Source organism: Coprococcus eutactus (assembly GCF_001404675.1).
In the GTDB taxonomy this organism is placed as follows: domain Bacteria; phylum Bacillota; class Clostridia; order Lachnospirales; family Lachnospiraceae; genus Coprococcus; species Coprococcus aceti.
In genome coordinates this window covers 334775-353917 of the sequence record NZ_CYXU01000002.1, presented here as the reverse complement: position 1 = coordinate 353917, position 19143 = coordinate 334775, and the positions used below count along the sequence as shown (strand labels likewise).

17 protein-coding genes are annotated in these 19143 nt (G+C 46.7%); all 17 read right to left on the bottom strand.

The genetic code is table 11. The features are described 5' to 3' along the window. Positions 1 to 51 precede the first annotated feature (51 nt). On the bottom strand, positions 52 to 2268 hold the full coding sequence (locus tag ARA78_RS05875) for an RNA ligase (RefSeq protein WP_055280205.1): 2217 nt from the start codon (positions 2266 to 2268) through the stop codon (positions 52 to 54). A 383-nt stretch (positions 2269 to 2651) separates the two neighbouring features. After that, on the bottom strand, positions 2652 to 4745 hold the full coding sequence (locus ARA78_RS05870; RefSeq protein ID WP_055280202.1) for a glycoside hydrolase family 13 protein: 2094 nt from the start codon (positions 4743 to 4745) through the stop codon (positions 2652 to 2654). 395 nt (positions 4746 to 5140) lie between these two features. Then, complete coding sequence (locus ARA78_RS05865; protein WP_055280200.1) at positions 5141 to 6490, bottom strand: esterase/lipase family protein; 1350 nt, start codon at positions 6488 to 6490, stop codon at positions 5141 to 5143. 83 nt (positions 6491 to 6573) lie between these two features. Then, positions 6574 to 8616, bottom strand: coding sequence for an ATP-dependent zinc metalloprotease FtsH (ftsH, locus tag ARA78_RS05860; RefSeq protein ID WP_055280199.1), 2043 nt, complete (start codon positions 8614 to 8616; stop codon positions 6574 to 6576). Positions 8617 to 8639: 23 nt separating this feature from the next. Then, a complete protein-coding gene (gene hpt / locus ARA78_RS05855; protein WP_055145081.1) occupies positions 8640 to 9161 on the bottom strand; it encodes a hypoxanthine phosphoribosyltransferase in 522 nt (173 codons plus the stop codon). Further along, complete coding sequence (tilS, locus tag ARA78_RS05850) at positions 9158 to 10618, bottom strand: tRNA lysidine(34) synthetase TilS (protein WP_055280197.1); 1461 nt, start codon at positions 10616 to 10618, stop codon at positions 9158 to 9160. The genes hpt and tilS overlap by 4 nt, the downstream gene beginning before the upstream one ends. Before the next feature lie 51 nt (positions 10619 to 10669). Next, on the bottom strand, positions 10670 to 12793 hold the full coding sequence (locus ARA78_RS05845) for a SpoIIE family protein phosphatase (RefSeq protein WP_055280195.1): 2124 nt from the start codon (positions 12791 to 12793) through the stop codon (positions 10670 to 10672). 95 nt (positions 12794 to 12888) lie between these two features. After that, a complete protein-coding gene (locus ARA78_RS05840) occupies positions 12889 to 13209 on the bottom strand; it encodes an FtsB family cell division protein (protein WP_015534613.1) in 321 nt (106 codons plus the stop codon). A 130-nt stretch (positions 13210 to 13339) separates the two neighbouring features. Continuing rightward, entirely contained in the window at positions 13340 to 13672 is a 333-nt protein-coding gene (gene yabQ, locus ARA78_RS14540) for a spore cortex biosynthesis protein YabQ (RefSeq protein WP_242849680.1), read from the bottom strand. An 8-nt stretch (positions 13673 to 13680) separates the two neighbouring features. After that, positions 13681 to 13953 carry a YabP/YqfC family sporulation protein gene (locus ARA78_RS05830; RefSeq protein WP_055272159.1) on the bottom strand — a complete coding sequence of 91 codons (273 nt, stop codon included), beginning with the start codon at positions 13951 to 13953 and terminating at the stop codon, positions 13681 to 13683. Positions 13954 to 14042: 89 nt separating this feature from the next. Then, complete coding sequence (locus ARA78_RS05825; RefSeq protein ID WP_015534610.1) at positions 14043 to 14282, bottom strand: RNA-binding S4 domain-containing protein; 240 nt, start codon at positions 14280 to 14282, stop codon at positions 14043 to 14045. Positions 14283 to 14298: 16 nt separating this feature from the next. After that, positions 14299 to 14571 (bottom strand): HU family DNA-binding protein, encoded by a 273-nt coding sequence (locus ARA78_RS05820; RefSeq protein WP_015534609.1) that lies wholly within the window; start codon positions 14569 to 14571, stop codon positions 14299 to 14301. A gap of 187 nt (positions 14572 to 14758) precedes the next feature. Beyond that, positions 14759 to 15304, bottom strand: coding sequence for a stage V sporulation protein T (gene spoVT, locus ARA78_RS05815; protein WP_015534608.1), 546 nt, complete (start codon positions 15302 to 15304; stop codon positions 14759 to 14761). Positions 15305 to 15373: 69 nt separating this feature from the next. Beyond that, positions 15374 to 17248: a hybrid sensor histidine kinase/response regulator gene (locus tag ARA78_RS05810; RefSeq protein ID WP_055280190.1), complete on the bottom strand. Its 1875-nt coding sequence runs from the start codon at positions 17246 to 17248 to the stop codon at positions 15374 to 15376. 71 nt (positions 17249 to 17319) lie between these two features. Next, entirely contained in the window at positions 17320 to 17574 is a 255-nt protein-coding gene (locus ARA78_RS05805) for a hypothetical protein (protein ID WP_055280188.1), read from the bottom strand. Between the two features lie 37 nt (positions 17575 to 17611). Continuing rightward, entirely contained in the window at positions 17612 to 17959 is a 348-nt protein-coding gene (locus tag ARA78_RS05800) for an Hpt domain-containing protein (RefSeq protein ID WP_022217002.1), read from the bottom strand. Beyond that, positions 17956 to 19065, bottom strand: coding sequence for an HD domain-containing phosphohydrolase (locus tag ARA78_RS05795; protein ID WP_055280186.1), 1110 nt, complete (start codon positions 19063 to 19065; stop codon positions 17956 to 17958). Before ARA78_RS05795 ends, ARA78_RS05800 begins: the two co-directional genes overlap by 4 nt. Positions 19066 to 19143 lie beyond the last annotated feature (78 nt).

Genomic DNA, 19143 nt, shown 5'->3' with positions numbered 1-19143 from the left:
ATGATATAACATAACCCGTCAAACATTCACCGTGTTATCTCTTATGATCACCTATATCAGGCTATCGCCTTCCGCCTGCTTCATGTCATTATAAAACCATCTTCTAAGCGTGCATATATCCCTCGGAACATTTGCGGGATCCTCTGTATCGTGAAGCTTTCTCACCCACGCATAGTACTCATTTGCAAGAGGGGTGGTGAGTGCCGATGTCTTCTTGATATATCCGTTTCTGATAGCCTCATAGGATATTGTCCTCATAAACTTCCAGAAATTGTAATATGCAAGCTTGAGCTTTGTCATATATCCGGCGCTGTCCTCGATGACAAACCCCTCTATGACTCTGCCGTTATACTCGTAATCATCCTCAAGGATATCATAATACCAGTCATAGAACTCCTGCCAGGTTGCAAGCTCGCAAGCCTTCTTCTTTGGTGTCAGGCCGAACCGGTGGGCTGTATCACACATCGCATCGTAATCATACTTTGCATAGTTTATCTGGTTGTAAACTATATCAAGCAGATACAGATTGCTCTCCGGGTACTCTATGATGTGAGGATCATGCTTCATATCAACACACTCAAATACAAATGTCACATTATTGTCCTTCGCAAACCGCTTCATATTCTCTATATTCTCCGGTGTCACCTTCTCATATATCATATCCTTCAGCCAGCCGGCGGATGGTCCCTCTATGGTGGATTTGCTCGCTATCAACAGATCGTCGTTGTACTCATCGTAGCTCACGAGTCCCAGGAAACCGTTCTCCTTGACATAGGCAGTCACCGGAAACTGCAGCTTATTCTGCAGCATATCAAACTTTGTCTCAGGGCGCTCATTGATATTAAAGAACTTGTCATACGCCCTCGCTGCGACTCTTCCCTTGAATGTGTCAATGTACAAGCCCCTTGCTCTTGTGGTCTGCTCATCCCACACCCTGTCATTGAATGCCTTGCTCGTGAAGTTGAATGACGAAATATTGCCAAATGTCTTCTCCTGTATGTACCTGTTCCCCCGCAAGGAGATGATCACATCTGCAACAGAGCTTGTGGTAACGGTCTGTTCCTCCTGTATCTCAGGTGCCTTGAACACATCATTGTGGATCTCCACCTCATGGATTCCATCAGCATCCACCCGAACGCATCTGAGTTCCCCGCCATACTCGACTCTGCCCTCAAGGTTGAACACTCTGTCATTCACCCGCACCGGGAGCAGCTTGGTGTTCCTGTGTCCATGGATCTGATAGTAATTCGCCGGCATCTTCCCGTAGAATGTCTCTGCGATCTTCTCGAAATCATTGTAAGCTCCGACTCCATGTATCATCTGATCAGTTGCCACAAATGTGAGATTGTCGGGAATCACACTGAGTCCCGCATGGGTCACCAGATATACATTATCACCGTAGCTATAGTAAGCACACTGTCCAAACCTTCTGTAAAGCTTCCGCACCTCCTTCTTGTCGATTCCGGAAGCATCGAGGATTGGTCTTGTCACAAGCTCAAACTCCTTCGACCTGCCGGTGCAGTCATTTGCCCACAGCCACAGCCATCTCTCGTGATTGCCCTCAAGCATGAGAACATTCTTCCTGTCCATGATAGATATCAGGAAATTTACAACCTCCGCATTCTCCACGCCTCTGTCGATATAATCACCTGTAAATATATAGAACTCATCATCCTTTATACCGCCATTGTCATCCAGATACTTCATCAGCGCTGTATAGCATCCGTGAACGTCCCCGATGTGATGGATCCTCTTATACTGGGAGAAATCCCTCTTCTTCATCCAGATGCTGTCAAGCTCGTCCGGCTTTATGACCGTGATTCCCGAAGGGATCTTTTGTGTGGCAAAGCGGGAGTACATCTTGTCAATAACGTCATCTGATACCCTCTTGAACTCCTCCCTCCCGGCATTTCTTCTCTTCACCTCTTCTATAGGTATATCTGTAAAATCTACACAATACATTCTGTATCTGTACGTCTCACACATATTCTTATATCTGTTTATCTCCGAAGTCTTGGAATTCGTGGCATCTATCACCGTAAATTCGCCCTTCTGCATGCGGATCTCAAGAAGGCTGAACAATGTCTTCCACACCGTACCATCATTGTTCTGACTGATTCCTCTCGTACCATCCACCTGCAGCACCGGACTCTGACAAAGCAGTCTGATGTCGTCCGCTGAAAGTGTGTATGGTTTTAATCCATTCTGCTCGATCCATGTAGATTTGCCACAACCGGCAGATCCCCTAAGCAAAAGCAATACTCTCATATTCTATCTGCCTCCTTCTTTACAATACTATTTTGTCCAATATACCCTATCTCCCTATATTTTTCACCCAACCTGTAGTTTAATCTATCTGTTTTCTAAATTGTGTTTCTTGGATGGTGTTTCTTGGATCGTTACAAAGTCATGGACAAACATAGAATTCGGCTCGCCGCAGATTTAGACGATAACACGGGCAAGCAATTCCATTTTCAATCCATTTTCTGTGCAAGCATTTCTCTTGCAAATAAAAAAGCTCCCCGGCAAATGATTCTTTCAATAACATCATTCGTCCAAAGGAACTTTTTTATATTTTTATGTCATATATCTTTGTCTTGTATATCTTTGTCTTGTATATCTTTGTCTTGTATATCTTTGTCTTCCGGCCATCAGGCACGAACAAGCACCATCGCACTCATCTTCGGAGCTTTGATCGTGAGTACGTTGTGCTCCACCATGAAATCCTGTGGCTCCAGTGTATAGCCCTCTTCATTTGTCAGCATGACTCTTCTGAGTATCGAGTGGTTGTACACACCTATCTGACGGATATGAAGCTTCAGATCCACATCCTCATAGTTGGTGTTCATGATGACTACCACCTGCTTGTTGTCAGTAAATCTTCCATAGCAGAGTATCTTGTGTCCGCCGTGGAGATATAATACAGAACCTGACTTAAGCGCCTCGTACGACTTGTGTATTCTTATCATGTCCTTGTGGAACTGTATCAGCTCCTTGTCCTCATGTCCCCATGGGTAAGTTCTTCTGTTGTCTGGATCTGTCCATCCGCACACACCGGCCTCATCGCCATAGTATATGGTAGGAGCGCCCGGCCATGTCATCTGGAATACGACAGCCTGTCTGAATATACCCTTGTCCACGCCCTGATCGGCGGCATCCGCTCCCATGGTGTGAAGTCGTCCAACCTTTCTGTTGGTTCTCGTGAGGAATCTGGAATGGTCATGGTTTGACAACTCATTCATGGACACGTCTATCGATGGTCTCAGGAATCTGGACATGTGATAGTTCATCGCGCCCTTGAACGCATCATAATTACCCAGAAGGTCACCGCGGAACTCGTCGCTGTGCTTCTCAACACCGCAGAGGAACCATGTGATAGGCTCCATGAACGCATCGTAGTTCATGACAGTATCCCACTGATCTCCCTTCAGCCAGCTCTTTGGATCACCATAGTGCTCAGCCAGAATTATCGCATTCGGATTTGCCTCTTTAACATTTCTCCTGAACTCCCGCCAGAACTGGTGGTTGTACTCTGGGGAATGTCCCAGATCCGCAGCCACGTCAAGTCGCCATCCATCTGCATTATACGGAGGTGACACCCATTTCCTTGCTATCTTCATGATGTACTCAACCAGCTTCGGCGAATCCTCGTAGTTGAGCTTTGGCAGGGTGTCATGACCCCACCAGCCATCATATGTTGTATTGTATGGCCATGCATTGTCATTGTAGAACTTGAAGAAAGTGTTGTAAGGGCTGTCCTTCGATACAAACGCACCCTTCTCGTAGCCCTCCTGATTCTCGTATATACACTCCCTGTCCATCCATTTGTTGAATGAACCACAGTGGTTGAACACGCCATCCAAGATGACCTTCATGCCACGCTTGTGTATCTCCTCAACCAGCTCGGCAAAGAGCTGATTGCTGGCCTCAAGATTCTTTTTATTTGTAACTCTGTTGATATATCTCGACGACTGCTTGTTCTCAAGGCATCCGCCCGGAAGGCAGTCACCCTCATCGTCAACTATTCTTCCATAGTGGGGATCAACGTAGTCGTAATCCTGTATATCATACTTATGGTTGGATGGTGATACGAATATAGGGTTCAGATATATTACATCCACTCCCAGATCCTGCAGATAATCAAGCTTATCCTTGACACCCTGGAGATCTCCGCCATAGAAACGTCCCACATCCATGATGCTCGGCCTTTGATTCCAGTCCTTTACCTGAACTGAACCGGTACCTATATATGCGTACTCATTATCCAGCACATCATTGGAAGTATCCCCGTTGCAGAACCTGTCCACAAATATCTGATAAAATACCGCACCCTTTGCCCACTCCGGTACCTTGAATCCCGGACATATCTCAAAGTCGTACTCTCTGTCGTTCTGCTTCGTAGGTCCCAGCTTGTCATAAAAGCATGTGACCCTTCCCGAATGTATCTCAAAATGATATCTTATGAATGGCAGACCTCCAGGTATCGTTGCGGTATAAAAGTCAAATATTCTGTTGGAACTCCCCTTTGTCATCTGTATCTTTTCTTCATTATATATAAGGAACACTTCATCCACATTATCGGCTGTAGTCCTGAATCTGACATTCACATCCTGATCCACATCCGGCTCCTGTGGGCTGACATAATATTTGCTTCCGTCCGCAAACAGTCCGCCTTTATTTAGTATGGGCTTTACATTATATACATAATCATGTATCTTCTGCCCATTGGTCTTCTTTTCCACCATACAATAAAATCTCCCTTGCACATACTCTTTTTTATATTAATACTTTTCGGGAGATTAGGCAACAAGATAAAACATATATTAGCTGCAAATATACAGCAGGAATCGCCTCATATCAGACCATCCTGCCCAATTTCTGTTTTCACCAAAAGTAAAAGAGACAGTCACCGAACGACTGTCTCTTTTGGAGAAGGTATTTTGTTACTTTTATGGGGTGTAGCCAAAACTATATAATGTATTGGGGGTTACAAGTATTATTATATACAAATCCCGTCAAAAGTCTGCCCAAACATTTTTTTATTTGGCAAATGTCATTGTGCAATATCACAATACATTTCCTGAATATTACCTGATTTTTACTTTTTATTGTTCACATTAGACAAAACACCGGGCATTTTCTAAAAACCGCGTCTCTTCAGATCACTCACAAGGTCCACATAGAATTCCCTCACATCAAATGTATCTATATTTTCTCTGTTCAGATCTATCACGTCTCCGTGGGAGATTCCGCGCCTGCCCTGAGGCTTCAGATATATGAAGTTGGAGCCCCATTTGAACGAATCATATCCGACAAGTCCATCGTTCTCACCATCAAACTGCTTTACGAATGCGTTGGTGGTGTTGAGCGGGAAGCGTCCACCTGAAGGCTTCTTCATACATGAACCCGTGCTCTGTATGTATACGCCCTGTGGATCAGGGAGCTCTCTGTTCAGGTTTTCACACGCTGATGCCGTGAGATCCGTCACCGCAGCTATGAAGTCCGGGTTTGTGTCACCCAGCTTCTTGAGTGCAGAATTGTAGGCATTTGCCACGGTCTGCTGCTGTTTCTCCGGTATCTTGCCCAGAAGATAATCCGCAAATTCGCATCCCCTGTGCGGAGTGTTAATCGTTGTGAGTGATGCTACATAAGGGGCCATACCGAGCTTCGATATGGCATATCTGCTGTCAAGGCCTCCCTTGGAATGGGCTATGATATTCACCTTCCCGCATCCTGTTTCCTTCAATATCTGCTGTATCCTGTCAGCTATCTCCCGTCCGGAGTCAGCCACAGATGCGGCGGACTGATGGTTTCCGTAGAATATGGTCGCACCATTCGCCTCAAGTGCCGCAGGGATCCTTCCCCAGTAATTCAGATACCTGAAATCCCTGAAGAACACTCCGTGTACCATGAGTATTGGATATCTGGTGGCGCAGACCCGGTCAGCCTGTCTTGCCTTATCCTTTATAATCTTCTCGTTCTCCAGAACCGTCTCACCTGATGCCAGACTTATCAGCTTGCCAAGGACTATCAGATGTACCACCGGAATCCAACCGCACAGTATACCGATCACTCTCCATTTGATACCGAGCTGCCTGGATGACACATATATTCTTATTATTCCAACCCAGAATGTGACCGCCAGTACAGCCACCGCCGTGAGTATGTACAGAACCCAGTTCTTCCACGTCCATGCCCTGGCATCTATCACATGAACCAGCATGAGTATCAGCACAGCCACCGACATGACCGTTGCCGCCAGGAAAGAGTACAGATTCTCGCATCCTCTCTGACACCTTCTGATCCCACTCGACTGGATATTTTTCAGTCCGAGAAATGGCATAACGGTAAGCAGTACATATCCGGCTATGAGCACCACAACTATAAGCGGCATGAGTGGTATATTCCACTCCGGACACCTTGCCAGCAGATATACATTTGCCAGCAGGAACGGTATCACCGCATTTATCCCTCTCTTTATTATCTTCATCCCTTGTTCTCCCTTCCGTCATATATCCAACATAAGCCAAATGCCCGCAAGAAAACTGCGGGCATCTGTATTGTCTTTATATATTACTGTTTGTCTGTCTGAGTCTCAGCTTTCTGCTCTGCAACAGCATTATCTGCTGCATTTACATTCTCTGCTGTACTCTGCTCTGCACCGTTGCTCTGAACATCTGCATCTGCATCCTTAGCATCGTCTCTATCGAACAGTGCTTCAAACTCAGCTCCTGTTATTCTCTCCTTCTCAAGAAGAAGCTTTGCAGACTTGTGAAGAACATCCACATTCTGCTCCAGAATCTCATAAGCCTCCCTGTAACACTCGTCAACGATATGCTTAACCTCCTCATCTATGGCGGCGGCTATCTTTTCGCTGTATGGCTTGGTATGTCCAAGATTTTTCCCGAGGAATACCTCCTCCTGATCATCGCTCTCATAGTTGATAAATCCAAGATTTTCGGACATTCCATACTTCGTAACCATGGATCTTGCATAACCGCTGGCCATCTTGATATCCTGTGAAGCACCCGTGGTAAAATTGCCAAATATGATCTTCTCTGCAATTCTTCCGCCCATGCTAACTTTTATCTCGTTGAGCAAATGCGCTTTAGTAATATATTCCTGATCACCCTGTGGAAGCGGCATGGTATATCCTCCGGCTCCGGTACCTGTAGGTATGATAGACACAATATGCACCGGGCCAACATATGGAAGGAGATGGAACAGTATCGCATGTCCCGACTCGTGATATGCCGTGATTTTACGATCCTCCTCGGAGACCACATGGCTCCTCTTCTCACCACCGACTCCAACCTTGATATATGATTTGTCGACATCTTCCTTATTGATATATTCCCTGCCGGCCTTCGCAGCAGAGATCGCAGCCTCATTCATCAGGTTCTCAAGATCAGCTCCCGAAAATCCGGCTGTTGTTCTGGAGATCTCGTTGAGATCAACATCTTCTGCCAGAGGCTTGTTCGCAACATGAAGCTTGAGGATTTCCTCTCTGCCCTTGATATCAGGAGGATTGACAGATATCTTTCTGTCAAAACGTCCCGGACGGAGGATCGCTTTATCCAGTATGTCCACACGGTTGGTAGCTGCAAGAACTATGATTCCCTCATTCGCTCCGAATCCATCCATCTCTACAAGGAGCTGGTTCAGAGTCTGCTCACGCTCGTCATGTCCACCGCCAAGTCCTGTACCTCTCTGTCTGGCAACGGCATCGATCTCATCTATAAATACGATACATGGTGCGTTCTTCTTTGCCTGTGCAAAAAGATCTCTCACTCTCGCTGCACCGACACCGACGAACATCTCCACGAAGTCTGATCCTGAAATACTGAAGAACGGAACCCCCGCCTCTCCTGCTATGGCCTTTGCCATGAGTGTCTTACCTGTTCCAGGAGGGCCGACAAGAAGAACTCCCTTCGGTATACGTGCACCGACCTTGATGAATCTGCCCGGGTTCTTGAGGAAGCACACTATCTCTTCGAGATCCTCTTTCTCCTCACTGAGACCGGCAACATCGTCAAATGTTATTTTCTTCTTATTATTTTTCTTATCTTCCTTCTCTTTCTCATCAGGCTCTGTCATTTTCGCCCTGCTCTTGCCAAAGTTCATCATCTGGCCTCCACCGCCCTGTGATGATCTCACGAACAGCAGCATGACAAAGAACATGACGATCATGACAAGGGCATACGGAATTATCACACTCCATATGCTCGTCTTCTCCACATCGTTCAGGCTGCATCTGGCAACGACCTTCTTATCGTCATCCGAGCTTACGGTCGCATTATACTTGTCCACACTTGCCTGATAGTCGTTATAAATCTTCACGACATCATTGACATCTGTGGAATAAAATGCAAGAGTCTTTCCGTTGGTGAACTGCACCTGAACTACCGCCGTAGGAATCTCTGCATTTGGCTGTATCGACAATGCCAATATCTTGCCATCATCCAAATCCTCTGTCAGATCTGTGTAACTGTAAGTGGTGGTCACTTCAATCTTGTCGCTCTGCATCCATCTGTTTATGAGGATGAAAGCAACTATCAGGATCAACAGATAGATTATCATTCCATTCCTGAATTTTCTCTTATCCATATTTTCCATGTATATGCTCCTTAATCAATATATTACTGCTCTATGACACCTATATATGGAAGGTTTCTGTACTTCTGGGCACAGTCAAGGCCGTATCCCACAACAAATCTGTCAGGGATCTCAAAACCTGTCATATACAGATCAACCGGGATAACTCTTCTGTCCGGCTTGTCAAGCAGGGTCACAACCTCAAGGCTTGCAGGCTTTCTCTCGCCGAGAAGCTTCACAAGGTATGAAAGGGTTCTTCCCGAATCAAGAATGTCCTCCACGATGATTACATCCTTTCCCTCTATAGACTCATCAAGGTCCTTGTTCAGCTTGACAATACCTGATGACTTTGTTCCATCGCCATAGCTGCTCACAGACATGAAGTCCATGGTGACCGGACTCTTCATTCTCTTCGCAAGCTCACACATGAAGAACACGCTTCCCTTAAGGATTCCGATCAAATGTATCGTCTTTCCCTCATATGCCTTATCTATGGCTGCTGCCATCTCGCTTATTCTGTTTTCCACCTCACTGCTGCTGAGCATAACACCAATCTGTTCTTTCAACTCTGTTTCCTCCTGTTAAAATTCAACTCAATTATCTTTTGTGTATCTTCTGTCACTTTATAATTCTCGCCAATCCTAAGTCCCACGGCCCACACGACCTCCTGCCCGGATGTCACAAGTGGAATATGACGCCGCTTGTCCACTGATATCTTACAGTCAGTATACAGACGGTTGAGCTTCTTTCTCGAGCCCGCAGAATTAACGACTATATAATCCCCGTTTTCAAATGTCCGCAACTGCAGACACTGTTTTATTTTACCATAATCAAGAAACTTCGTACACTCTTTTTTTGCAAGATCAAGGGCTTCAGGTCTGTCGTAGATCCTGACCGTAAGCCTTCCCTCACACAGCTCATACTCACCATCACAGGTGATGTCTATGTCCACGCAGCCCGGCAGCCCGCCGTCCTGACAGCTCTGGTCACCGGCGCGGTTCTCACCGCCGGCAAATACCAGTCTGCCGTACTCCAGCCACACCCTCGCACCGGCAGGAAGATTGATCCCCGCCCCGGTGTCAGCCGAGTACAGCTTCGTAACCTCCGACACATGGCTCATGCCGATATCCTTCAGGCCTCCGCACACCATTCCGATGAGCTTTCTTATGACAAGCTCCTGCACGAGCCTGTCCTGCTCCTTGAGAGCCGCCATGTCCAGCTCATATCTCCGGTCAGTGCTGTCTCCGGTCCAGCCACAGCCTTCACTTCTGACATCAATTCCCTGTCCCGTCAGGAAATCATCAACCAGTCCGGCAGCAAGCCGCTCGTAATCAGCCGCCATCATGGCCATCTGGCAAATATGCTCCGTGGCCTGTCCATTTATCTCATTCATAAGAGGAAGTATCCTGTGTCTTATCTTGTTCCTGGTGTAATCATCCTCATTGTTGGTGGCATCCGTACAGTATCTGATCCCCTGCCGGTCAAGATATTCCTCTATGTGGCTCCTGTCGCTCCCAAGAAGCGGTCTCACTATGTGATCCCTCACCGGGGCTATACCCTTTATGCCGCCCATTCCGGTTCCCCTCGCCATGTTAAACAGAACCGTCTCAGCCACATCGTTGCGGTTGTGGGCGACTGCGATCACACAGCCCTCATCCGCATATCTGGCACGCATTCTGTCAAATGCATCATATCTTGCATGGCGTCCGGCCTCCTCCACGGTCTGTCCGGCCTGCTCCGCAAGCTTCCTGACATCGATCCTGTAAGAGTCGCATGTGACACCATATTCACCACTCAAAGTCTCAACGTAGCTCTGGTCACCATCCGCAGCCTCACCGCGTATCATGTGATTTATGTGTACAACGTGTATATCTATTCCCAGCTCCGCCCTGTGCCTTGCCAGCACCGTGAGCAGGCTCACCGAATCCGCGCCGCCGGACACACCGCACACGCAGTGACTTATACCATCAAACATGTGGTATTTTTTTATATACTCAAGAACATCTTTTTCAAATACATCCATACATTTATCCTTCTGTAAATATCATAATTTCATATTATAGCATAGAGTTACTCAGGCTGCGCTACTTTTCTCAGATCCTGATATCACCGCCGCCATGACCGTCACGTCATCCCGAAGCGACACATCCCCCTGTCCTATCATGGCGCCCAGTATATCATCGACCATTCGTCTGCTGTCACCCACTCTTATTCCCTTGAGCACATCATGCATGTGATCGGACACATCCATATCCGAGAGTCCATCGCTCACCATGACCACGGCATCCCCCGCCGCAAGTTTCACATCCGCCATGTCGCACTCGGCATCGTCCAGCACGCCCACGGGAAGAGTAGTGCTCGTTATCTGGCGGACCTCATTTCCATCATCGCCCGGGCGTATCACATAGGTCACCGACGCCCCCTGCTTGAAGCTCCTCATGGTGCCGTCGTACATGTCTATGACCACCATATCAAATGTCGTGAATATTCTGCCCTTATTTCTCCTGGACATACATCGATTGGCAAATGCAATGCTGTACTCCGGGGCAAATCCCGCCTCCAGCAGCTCCTCCATGGTGTCCAGCATCATGCAGCTCTCGCAGGAGGCCAGGCTTCCGCTTCCCATGCCGTCAGACAGCATCATCACCAGCCTGCCATCCTCATACTCCTTCACCGAGAAATTATCCCCCGACACCGGAGAGCCATATTTCTTTATCCTTCTGACATGGTAACGCCCCTTGTAACGCGCCGCCTCCTCGTACACGGCAGATCTGTACTCATCGAAGAAAAGGCTCGGCGAATCCATGCCCGCCCTTATATTCTTCCTGAAGTACCCACTCAATACATCAGCCACCTGTCTTGACAGCACCATGCCCTGACCTGACGTTCTTCCCGCCACATAGTATCGGCTCCTGTTGCCACTGTCCATGGAGGCCGTGACCCTGACCTCGTCCATCCCCAGCGATCTTATCTGCCCCAGCAGCTTTTCATCGGATATCTCCCTCGCCTCACCTATCAGATCTATCTGTCTCCTGAAGCCATCCACGAGCTCGCCGATCTGTCCCAGGCTTATCGCCGGCTCATCGCTCCCGGCAAATGTATAATCGAGCCGTCTGAACACATTTGCCATATCTTCTATCTTGCAGGCCGTGAGTCTGTTAATCTCCGCAGCAGCCGCCTGAAGACACGCCTGATCTGTCTCCTCGTCCATGGCGCCCAGCAGAGCACCAGGTATACACGCAAACAATACGACCGGAACGGCGATATTTATATAGTAAAATGCGATCTCCCGCCCAGAGCCGTTCCACAGCACTGTTCCATCCGCCACGGAGGCAAGAACGCACCCCAGAACATAGAACAGACTTGCAGACACCTTTCTTCTCCCGGTGAGTGCCCGGCCTATGAGCATGACCAGCGCCACAAGGAGCATCCACATGAGCCACCTGCTGTCATTCAGCTTGACCGACACGATGCTTCCCGCCACCGCCGCCATTCCGCATCCGTACACCGCTCCAGTTCTATACACCGCGTACAATATCAGAACCAGAGCTAGCATAAATGCCGGATTCACACCGTAGATATCCTCACCCGGAACAACCCACAGAACGACCGCCGCCAGCGCCATGAGGCTCACTATGCCCTGACTTATATTCCAGCTCTCATCCCTCTCCACATCCGAGGCATCCCCGCAGATATATGTATATAGAAGTCCAATCCCCGGTTTCAGTATCACACTGGCACACATGAATATCGCAGCCTCCACCACTCCATAAGCTGCAGCCATAAGCATGTTATCCGCATATACCACTATGTTTCCCATAAGCACGGCAGCCGACATGACGACGATCACCCTTACATACGATCTGGAATTTCTGGAGTACACGATCTTCATAAGACACATCGCAAGTCCCAGCAGCACCAGATATTTCTCCGTCACCATCACACCGGAATACGCAGGCCCCGGTATCATATACTCATATGCGTGCAACAGCCCTGCTATGCCCATAGATCCGGCTGCGACTCCCGCCGCACACCCGATGCAGGTTATCATGTATCTCCCACACACCGCACAGGCCGCCACATACACAGCCAGAACCACCGGGGCTATCCCCCAGACCATGCATAAGCCGCTGACCATACACAGAATAGCCACCGCCATCACTCCGACGAACCCATTTACCTTTTCTCTCATCAACATTTTCCCGCCTTCCTGTTCATAGTGACAAGAAGTATATCCGTCAAATGCGCAAAAAAATAGCGAATGCTGAAATCAGCATCCGCTATGTTCTGACTTTATTCCTCAGGCTTTACCACGATCTCGTCAGGATATATGAGACCGAGCTGTGATCTGGCCACATCCTCAACATACTCATCTGTCTGCATATATTTCTCACGCTCTTCAAGCTTCTTATAATCTTCCTTCGCACTGTCAAGCTGTTCCTGAAGCTCCGCCGCCTGAACCTGCAGGCTCTCTTTCTGTGCTTTCAGGCTCTGTGCTTTGTACAGTACAACCACTGCCAGCAATATCAGACAGCTCACAACCAGAACCATTCCAAGCTTCGTTGTGATCTTGTTATTCTTTTTTGACTTTGATCTGCCGACCGTCTTATTCATTAGAAACTCCCCATTCATTACTTTATTACTTGTCTTTTCTTGTAATAATATACAAAAAGTTCGTAGCCAAACGAACATATTGACATAATTTTACTATTTAAGACTAATTATGTCAACGCACTTTTTGCCGTCACATTTTCACATTTTTTGAGTCTTGTTTTTTCTTACACAATATATGGTTTGCAATTTTCGAAGCAACCCAATTTATAGTAAAAAATACAAGTAAAAAGCTTGAAAAAAATCCTAAAAAAATATATAATCTCAGATCTCCGTCACAGCATATGTAACTGACCGCCATAACTACTACACTTAATATCAACCAAAGTGTAATATCGCATATCCACGCCACCGTGCGGCTGTTCCTAAAGAGCTTTGAGATGAACCAGAACAGCGATCCCAGTACACCTGAGCACGCTCCGGCTGCAACACATATCCCATATCCCCAGAGCTGCCCTGCCGCCATATCGCTCATCACTTGAACAACCCCTTTATAGAAAAAGCACCTTCCTTGTCACCCGAATATATCATGGAGTTGATATTTCCTGTGAGATCCAGTATTCCCTTGTCAAGGTCCAGATTTGTCGCCTGCATATTCTTGCCTATTATCTTGAGTTTCCCCTGCTCGGTCACCAGCAGAACCAGATCAGGATCTATGGATGTGACCTTGCTGATCCCTGTCATGGACAGACTGTTCCTGTTGTCCATGACCACCTTGTGGGTTTTTGCCTTATTAACTTCCCCCATGTTCAGAAACCTTCTCAAGCTATTTAATAAACTATATGAGCCCACAAAAAAAATATGCCGGAATACACTATGTATATTCCGGCATATTTTTACACATACTCAAACATATCCTTGGCATCTTCCTTTTTAGTGGAATCTGCAATCATTGTAACTCTGACCTTCACCGTCTTGTTGCCAAATTCTATCTCGATAACATCTCCAACCTTGACATCGGTTCCGGCCTTAGCCACTTTGTCGTTGACCATGACTCTTCCGGCATCGCATGCCTCGTTCGCCACGGTTCTTCTCTTGATGATTCTGGATACCTTAAGGTATTTATCAAGTCTCATATCAAACCCTTAAAGATTAGTTGATTGAATCCTTTAATGCCTTTCCAGCCTTGAACTTAGGTGCCTTTGAAGCAGCGATTGTCATTGTCTCGCCAGTTCTTGGGTTTCTACCCTCTCTAGCTGGTCTCTCTGATACCTCGAATGTACCAAATCCAACTAACTGAATCTTCTCACCTTTCTTTAACTCATCTGCTACAACGTCTGTGAAAGCCTTTAATGCTGCCTCAGCGTCCTTCTTTGATAATTCTGTCTTCTCAGCGATTGCTGCAACTAATTCTGTCTTATTCATTAGATAATTCCTCCTTTAAAAAATAAATGCTCTCTGTCATCCGCCTGCTACCCGCAAAAGCAGAAAACTCTGAGCTCAACATGTATAGTTATACCTAAAATGGTTATATTTGTCAAGGAAAATAAGGGATTTCGAGGCCGAAACCCCTTGATTTTACTCACTTTTTGCCAAATTCTTGCATTACCGGCTACCCTTCCATCTGTTTGCCCAGAAATGCCGCCGCGATCACCGCTGCTTTTTGCTCTATCTCACCTATTCTGTGTCCGCTGTCACGCACTATCACGATGACAGAGCCCACTGCATCGCCCTCTGATATAATGGTCTGCACCACCTGTCCATCGTAATCCAGGTCGTCTGTGGTTATGTGTATGAACTTCGCATCGCCTTTGCGGGCAACTATCGCTTTCCTGTCGTTTATCACGCTCTCAAGCTCACTGTGAAGCTCCTTGCCCATCAGCTCCTTCTTCGGCATTCCCGCCACCGCTATGACTGAATCCCGGTCCGTGATGGCAACCGGCAGTCCAAGGCTCTGGGATATTGCCTCCACATACTGCTGTGCAAATGCAGTCAGATCAGCCATGGGCGAATACTTCTTGAGAACTATCTCGCCCTCCTTGCCGGTAAATATCTCCAACGGGTCCCCCTCTCTTATCCTGAGAACCTTTCTTATCTCCTTCGGAACGACTATCCTTCCGAGATCGTCTATCCTTCTCACTATTCCTGTCGCCTTCATAAACAGTATTAACCCTCCATTGCATGTTAAATAATTGCTTTGGAGTTATTATGTGGAAAATCATCAAAATTATTCTTCCACGATCCCAGCCAGCGTCATCTTTAGATCCTCTGCGCTTATCGGCTTGGCTATGTATCCGTTCATGCCCACCTCAAAGGCTTTCTTACGGTCTTCGTTGAACGCATTTGCAGTCATAGCGATTATAGGTATATCCGCCAGGCGTCTGTCGTCCAGCTTTCGTATGATCATGGTTGCCTTGTAACCATCCATGTTCGGCATCTGTATATCCATGAGGATGAGATCGTAGTATCCCGGCTCCGCTTTCTCCAGCATGTCTATACACTGGATTCCGTCTGCGGCTCTGTCGACCTCCATGCCCGCACCGGCAAGTATCGTCATTGTTATCTCAGCGTTCAGATCGTTATCCTCCGCCAGGATTATCCTTCTGCCCTCAAATGAATAATCCTCGTTGCGCTTCTCTACCGAACCAGCATCCTCAACATTCTGGGATATACGATGCTCAAGTGTAACAGTAAATGTCGTACCCTTTCCCGGTTCACTCTGCACATCTATATCTCCCCCCATAAGGTCGACTATCTTCTTAACTATAGCCATGCCAAGTCCTGTTCCAAACTGTCCGCTCTCCGTGGATGTCTGTTCCCTGCTGAAATCCTCAAATATATGCTCCAGGAAATCCTCCGACATTCCAATTCCCGTGTCACTGACCACTGTGCGTATCCTCACATAACCATCCCTGTCGCATGGAAGCTCATCGATCTTCACCGCAACGCTGTCTCCTGGAAGAGAATACTTATATGCGTTGTTGATGATGTTCATGAGTATCTCTTTTATCTTCACTACATCACATAGAACATTGTTATGCTTCACATTCACATTCCATGTAAAGTCTATGTTCTTCTCCTTCATCTGACTTTCAAACAGCCAGTACACCGAATCAAGACTTTTAAGTGATATACTACTCTCGTCCAGTTCTGTCTTGCCGCTCTCTATCCTTGCCATCTCCAATACATTGTTGATAAGGGACAGCAGATAATCACTTGATGATCTGATCTTGGCTATATAATCGCGCGCCTTGTCCTGGTCGGACAGGTTGTCATTCAGAAGGTCTGTGAAGCCTATTATCGCGTTCATAGGGGTTCTTATATCATGAGACATGGAGTTGAGGAACACCGTCTTAGCGTTGTTAGCCTTATTCGCCATATCCAGGGCATTCTCCAGCTCGTGGTTGGCCTTCTCGATAACCTCAAGCTTCTCAACCTTTCTGATATCCTCCATGCAGAGCTCTATATACACGAACATCGCCGAAAGCGTCAGTCCAGCCAGAACATAAGAACCACCCGCAACAATCTGCAACACTGAACATATAAGCGCAGGTATGAGTGCTATAGTTATGATGACGGCAGATCTTTTCTCTCTTCTGGTAATGGAATATACTATCGCACTGACGAGTGTCACAAATACATAGGTATATGGAAGTACCACCTGAAGTGCGAACAATGCTCCTCTGCGATACATGCCCGTATCATCCACGTAGAAAAGCCAGCCTGTCCACCACGAGACCACACACAGCACAATCATCAGAACAAGCGGAATACTGCGCAATGCCCGTATTATCTTTTTTTCCACAAATAATGAATTCTGTATGCTCTCGAAAAAATAAAACCATTCATATGTCACAAATGTCTCTGCGATCATGAATCCGCAATTCAACACAAAAACCACCGTGGCCGGCATACGCACCAGTCCTGCGTCAACCATTCTTACAGGTATATTTATTATCTGGAAAGCAATTACTCCGAATACAAAATGAGAAAACGATCTTATGATCTTATTATTTCTTTGATTAAGACATCTCACACCTATATAGAGCATGATTATCAGTATGGTGTATTCACACATCATCGTCTGCAAGTGCTGTGTCATATTTATCCCCCCCTTAGCGCAATACGCTGAATTCTCTGTTATGACTGCTCCATACCTCGTAGAGCATTTCCTCAAACTTTCCTATGTTCACCGGCTTGGACAGATGTCCATTCATCCTTGCCCTTGGTAGCATTGAACTCATCAACCAGATCGTCAAATATCGCCTGCTGGGTTCCATTGTAGTAATGCCATATCTTCAGTGATACCGGATGATCTGGATCAAGGTTCACCTTCTTCGCTGTATCGCCGTCTGAATCACCACAACCAGCAAGCATACTCACGGCCATAACAGCTGCCATCATTCTGGCAATAGTCCTCTTCTTCATCTCATAAATCTCTTCTATTTTCTCACACTACAATGATCTATTCAACACTCTTAAGAGCATTTACAGTTATCTTATACTGCTCACTGACCTTCTCATACAAAGCCTCATATCCATCAAGCTCTCTCCCCCTGAGCTTCTCTGTCAGATCCGAGCTCACTGTATACAGATTCTTAAGTCCAAGGTTCAGGCATATCCCCTTCAGTGTATGTGCTGCCCTGAATGCCTTCTCAGCATTCTTCTCCGCAAGAGCCTCTGTCAGTTCATTGTAGCTTCCATCATCTATAAACTTAAGTGCGAATCTCTGTATAAGGCTCTCACTGCCAAGTCTGCCAAGTACATCCTCAAAATCTGCTCCTATTGTATCATAACACTCTCTGATGTTCATATCTGGTTCTCCTTCTTCATCTCATATCTGCACACAAGCTCTTCAAATTCCTGTCTGGACTCCTTGAAGCACTCTATAAGTCTCGGTGAAAATGTTCCACACTCTCCATCAAGTATCATCTGATATGCCTTGCCCTTCTCTATCGCTTTCTTGTACACGCGATCACTCACAAGAGCGTCATACACATCCGCTATGGACACAAGCTGTGCCGATATCGGTATATCCTCACCGGCCAGTCCGTCAGGATAGCCCTTTCCATCATATCTCTCATGATGATGACGGCATATCTCATAGCTGATCTTCTCGTATTCCTCACTCCACGTGCCTGCAATCTGTGTAAGTATCTCACAGCCCTTTGTCGTGTGGGTCTTCATATATTCAAACTCTTCATCTGTAAGCCTGCCCGGCTTCAGGAGCACACTGTCCTTAATGGCTATCTTGCCTATGTCATGAAGTGGACTGGCTGCAACTATTACAGCTATCTTCTCCGGTGGAAGGCCGTACTCCGGATATTTCTCCGCAGCCTTCTCTGCAAGTATATTGGTAAATTCCTTTACCCTCTTGATATGCTCACCGCTCTCAAGATTTCTGTATTCAACAACCGTGCCTAAAACATCCACTATCTTCTCATTGGTCTCACGTATCTGCTCTGCCTGAGCCTGAAACAGTTTGTTCTTCTCCTCCAGCTCTCTTGTCTGCAGTCTGACTTTATCCTCCAGATGATTCTTGTACATGAACAGCTCGGCTGTGTTCTTGACTCTTCTCCTGACCGTAACACTGTCAAATGGCTTTCTTATGAAATCCGTAACACCCATCTCAAGACATTTCACCTCAACATCCCTTGCGGATTCAGCACTTATGACGATAACCGGTATCCTCTCCAGCAGACCATGCTCTCTCATATAATCCAGTACAGCGTATCCATCCACATTCGGCATGATGAGATCCAGCAGCATAGCAGTTATCCCCTCGCTATCCGTTTTCAGGATCTCTATCGTCTGTACACCATCTGATGCCTGCAGTACCTCGTACTCATCGCCAAGCGCAACCGCCAGAATCTCTCTGTTCAGTTCGATGTCATCAACAATCAAAACTTTTTCTCTCATTTGATCCACTCCTCAATGTAGTATTTTCACTTGCAACTGCTTTTGTATTTTTCATATATTGGATCTTTTGTATAATTA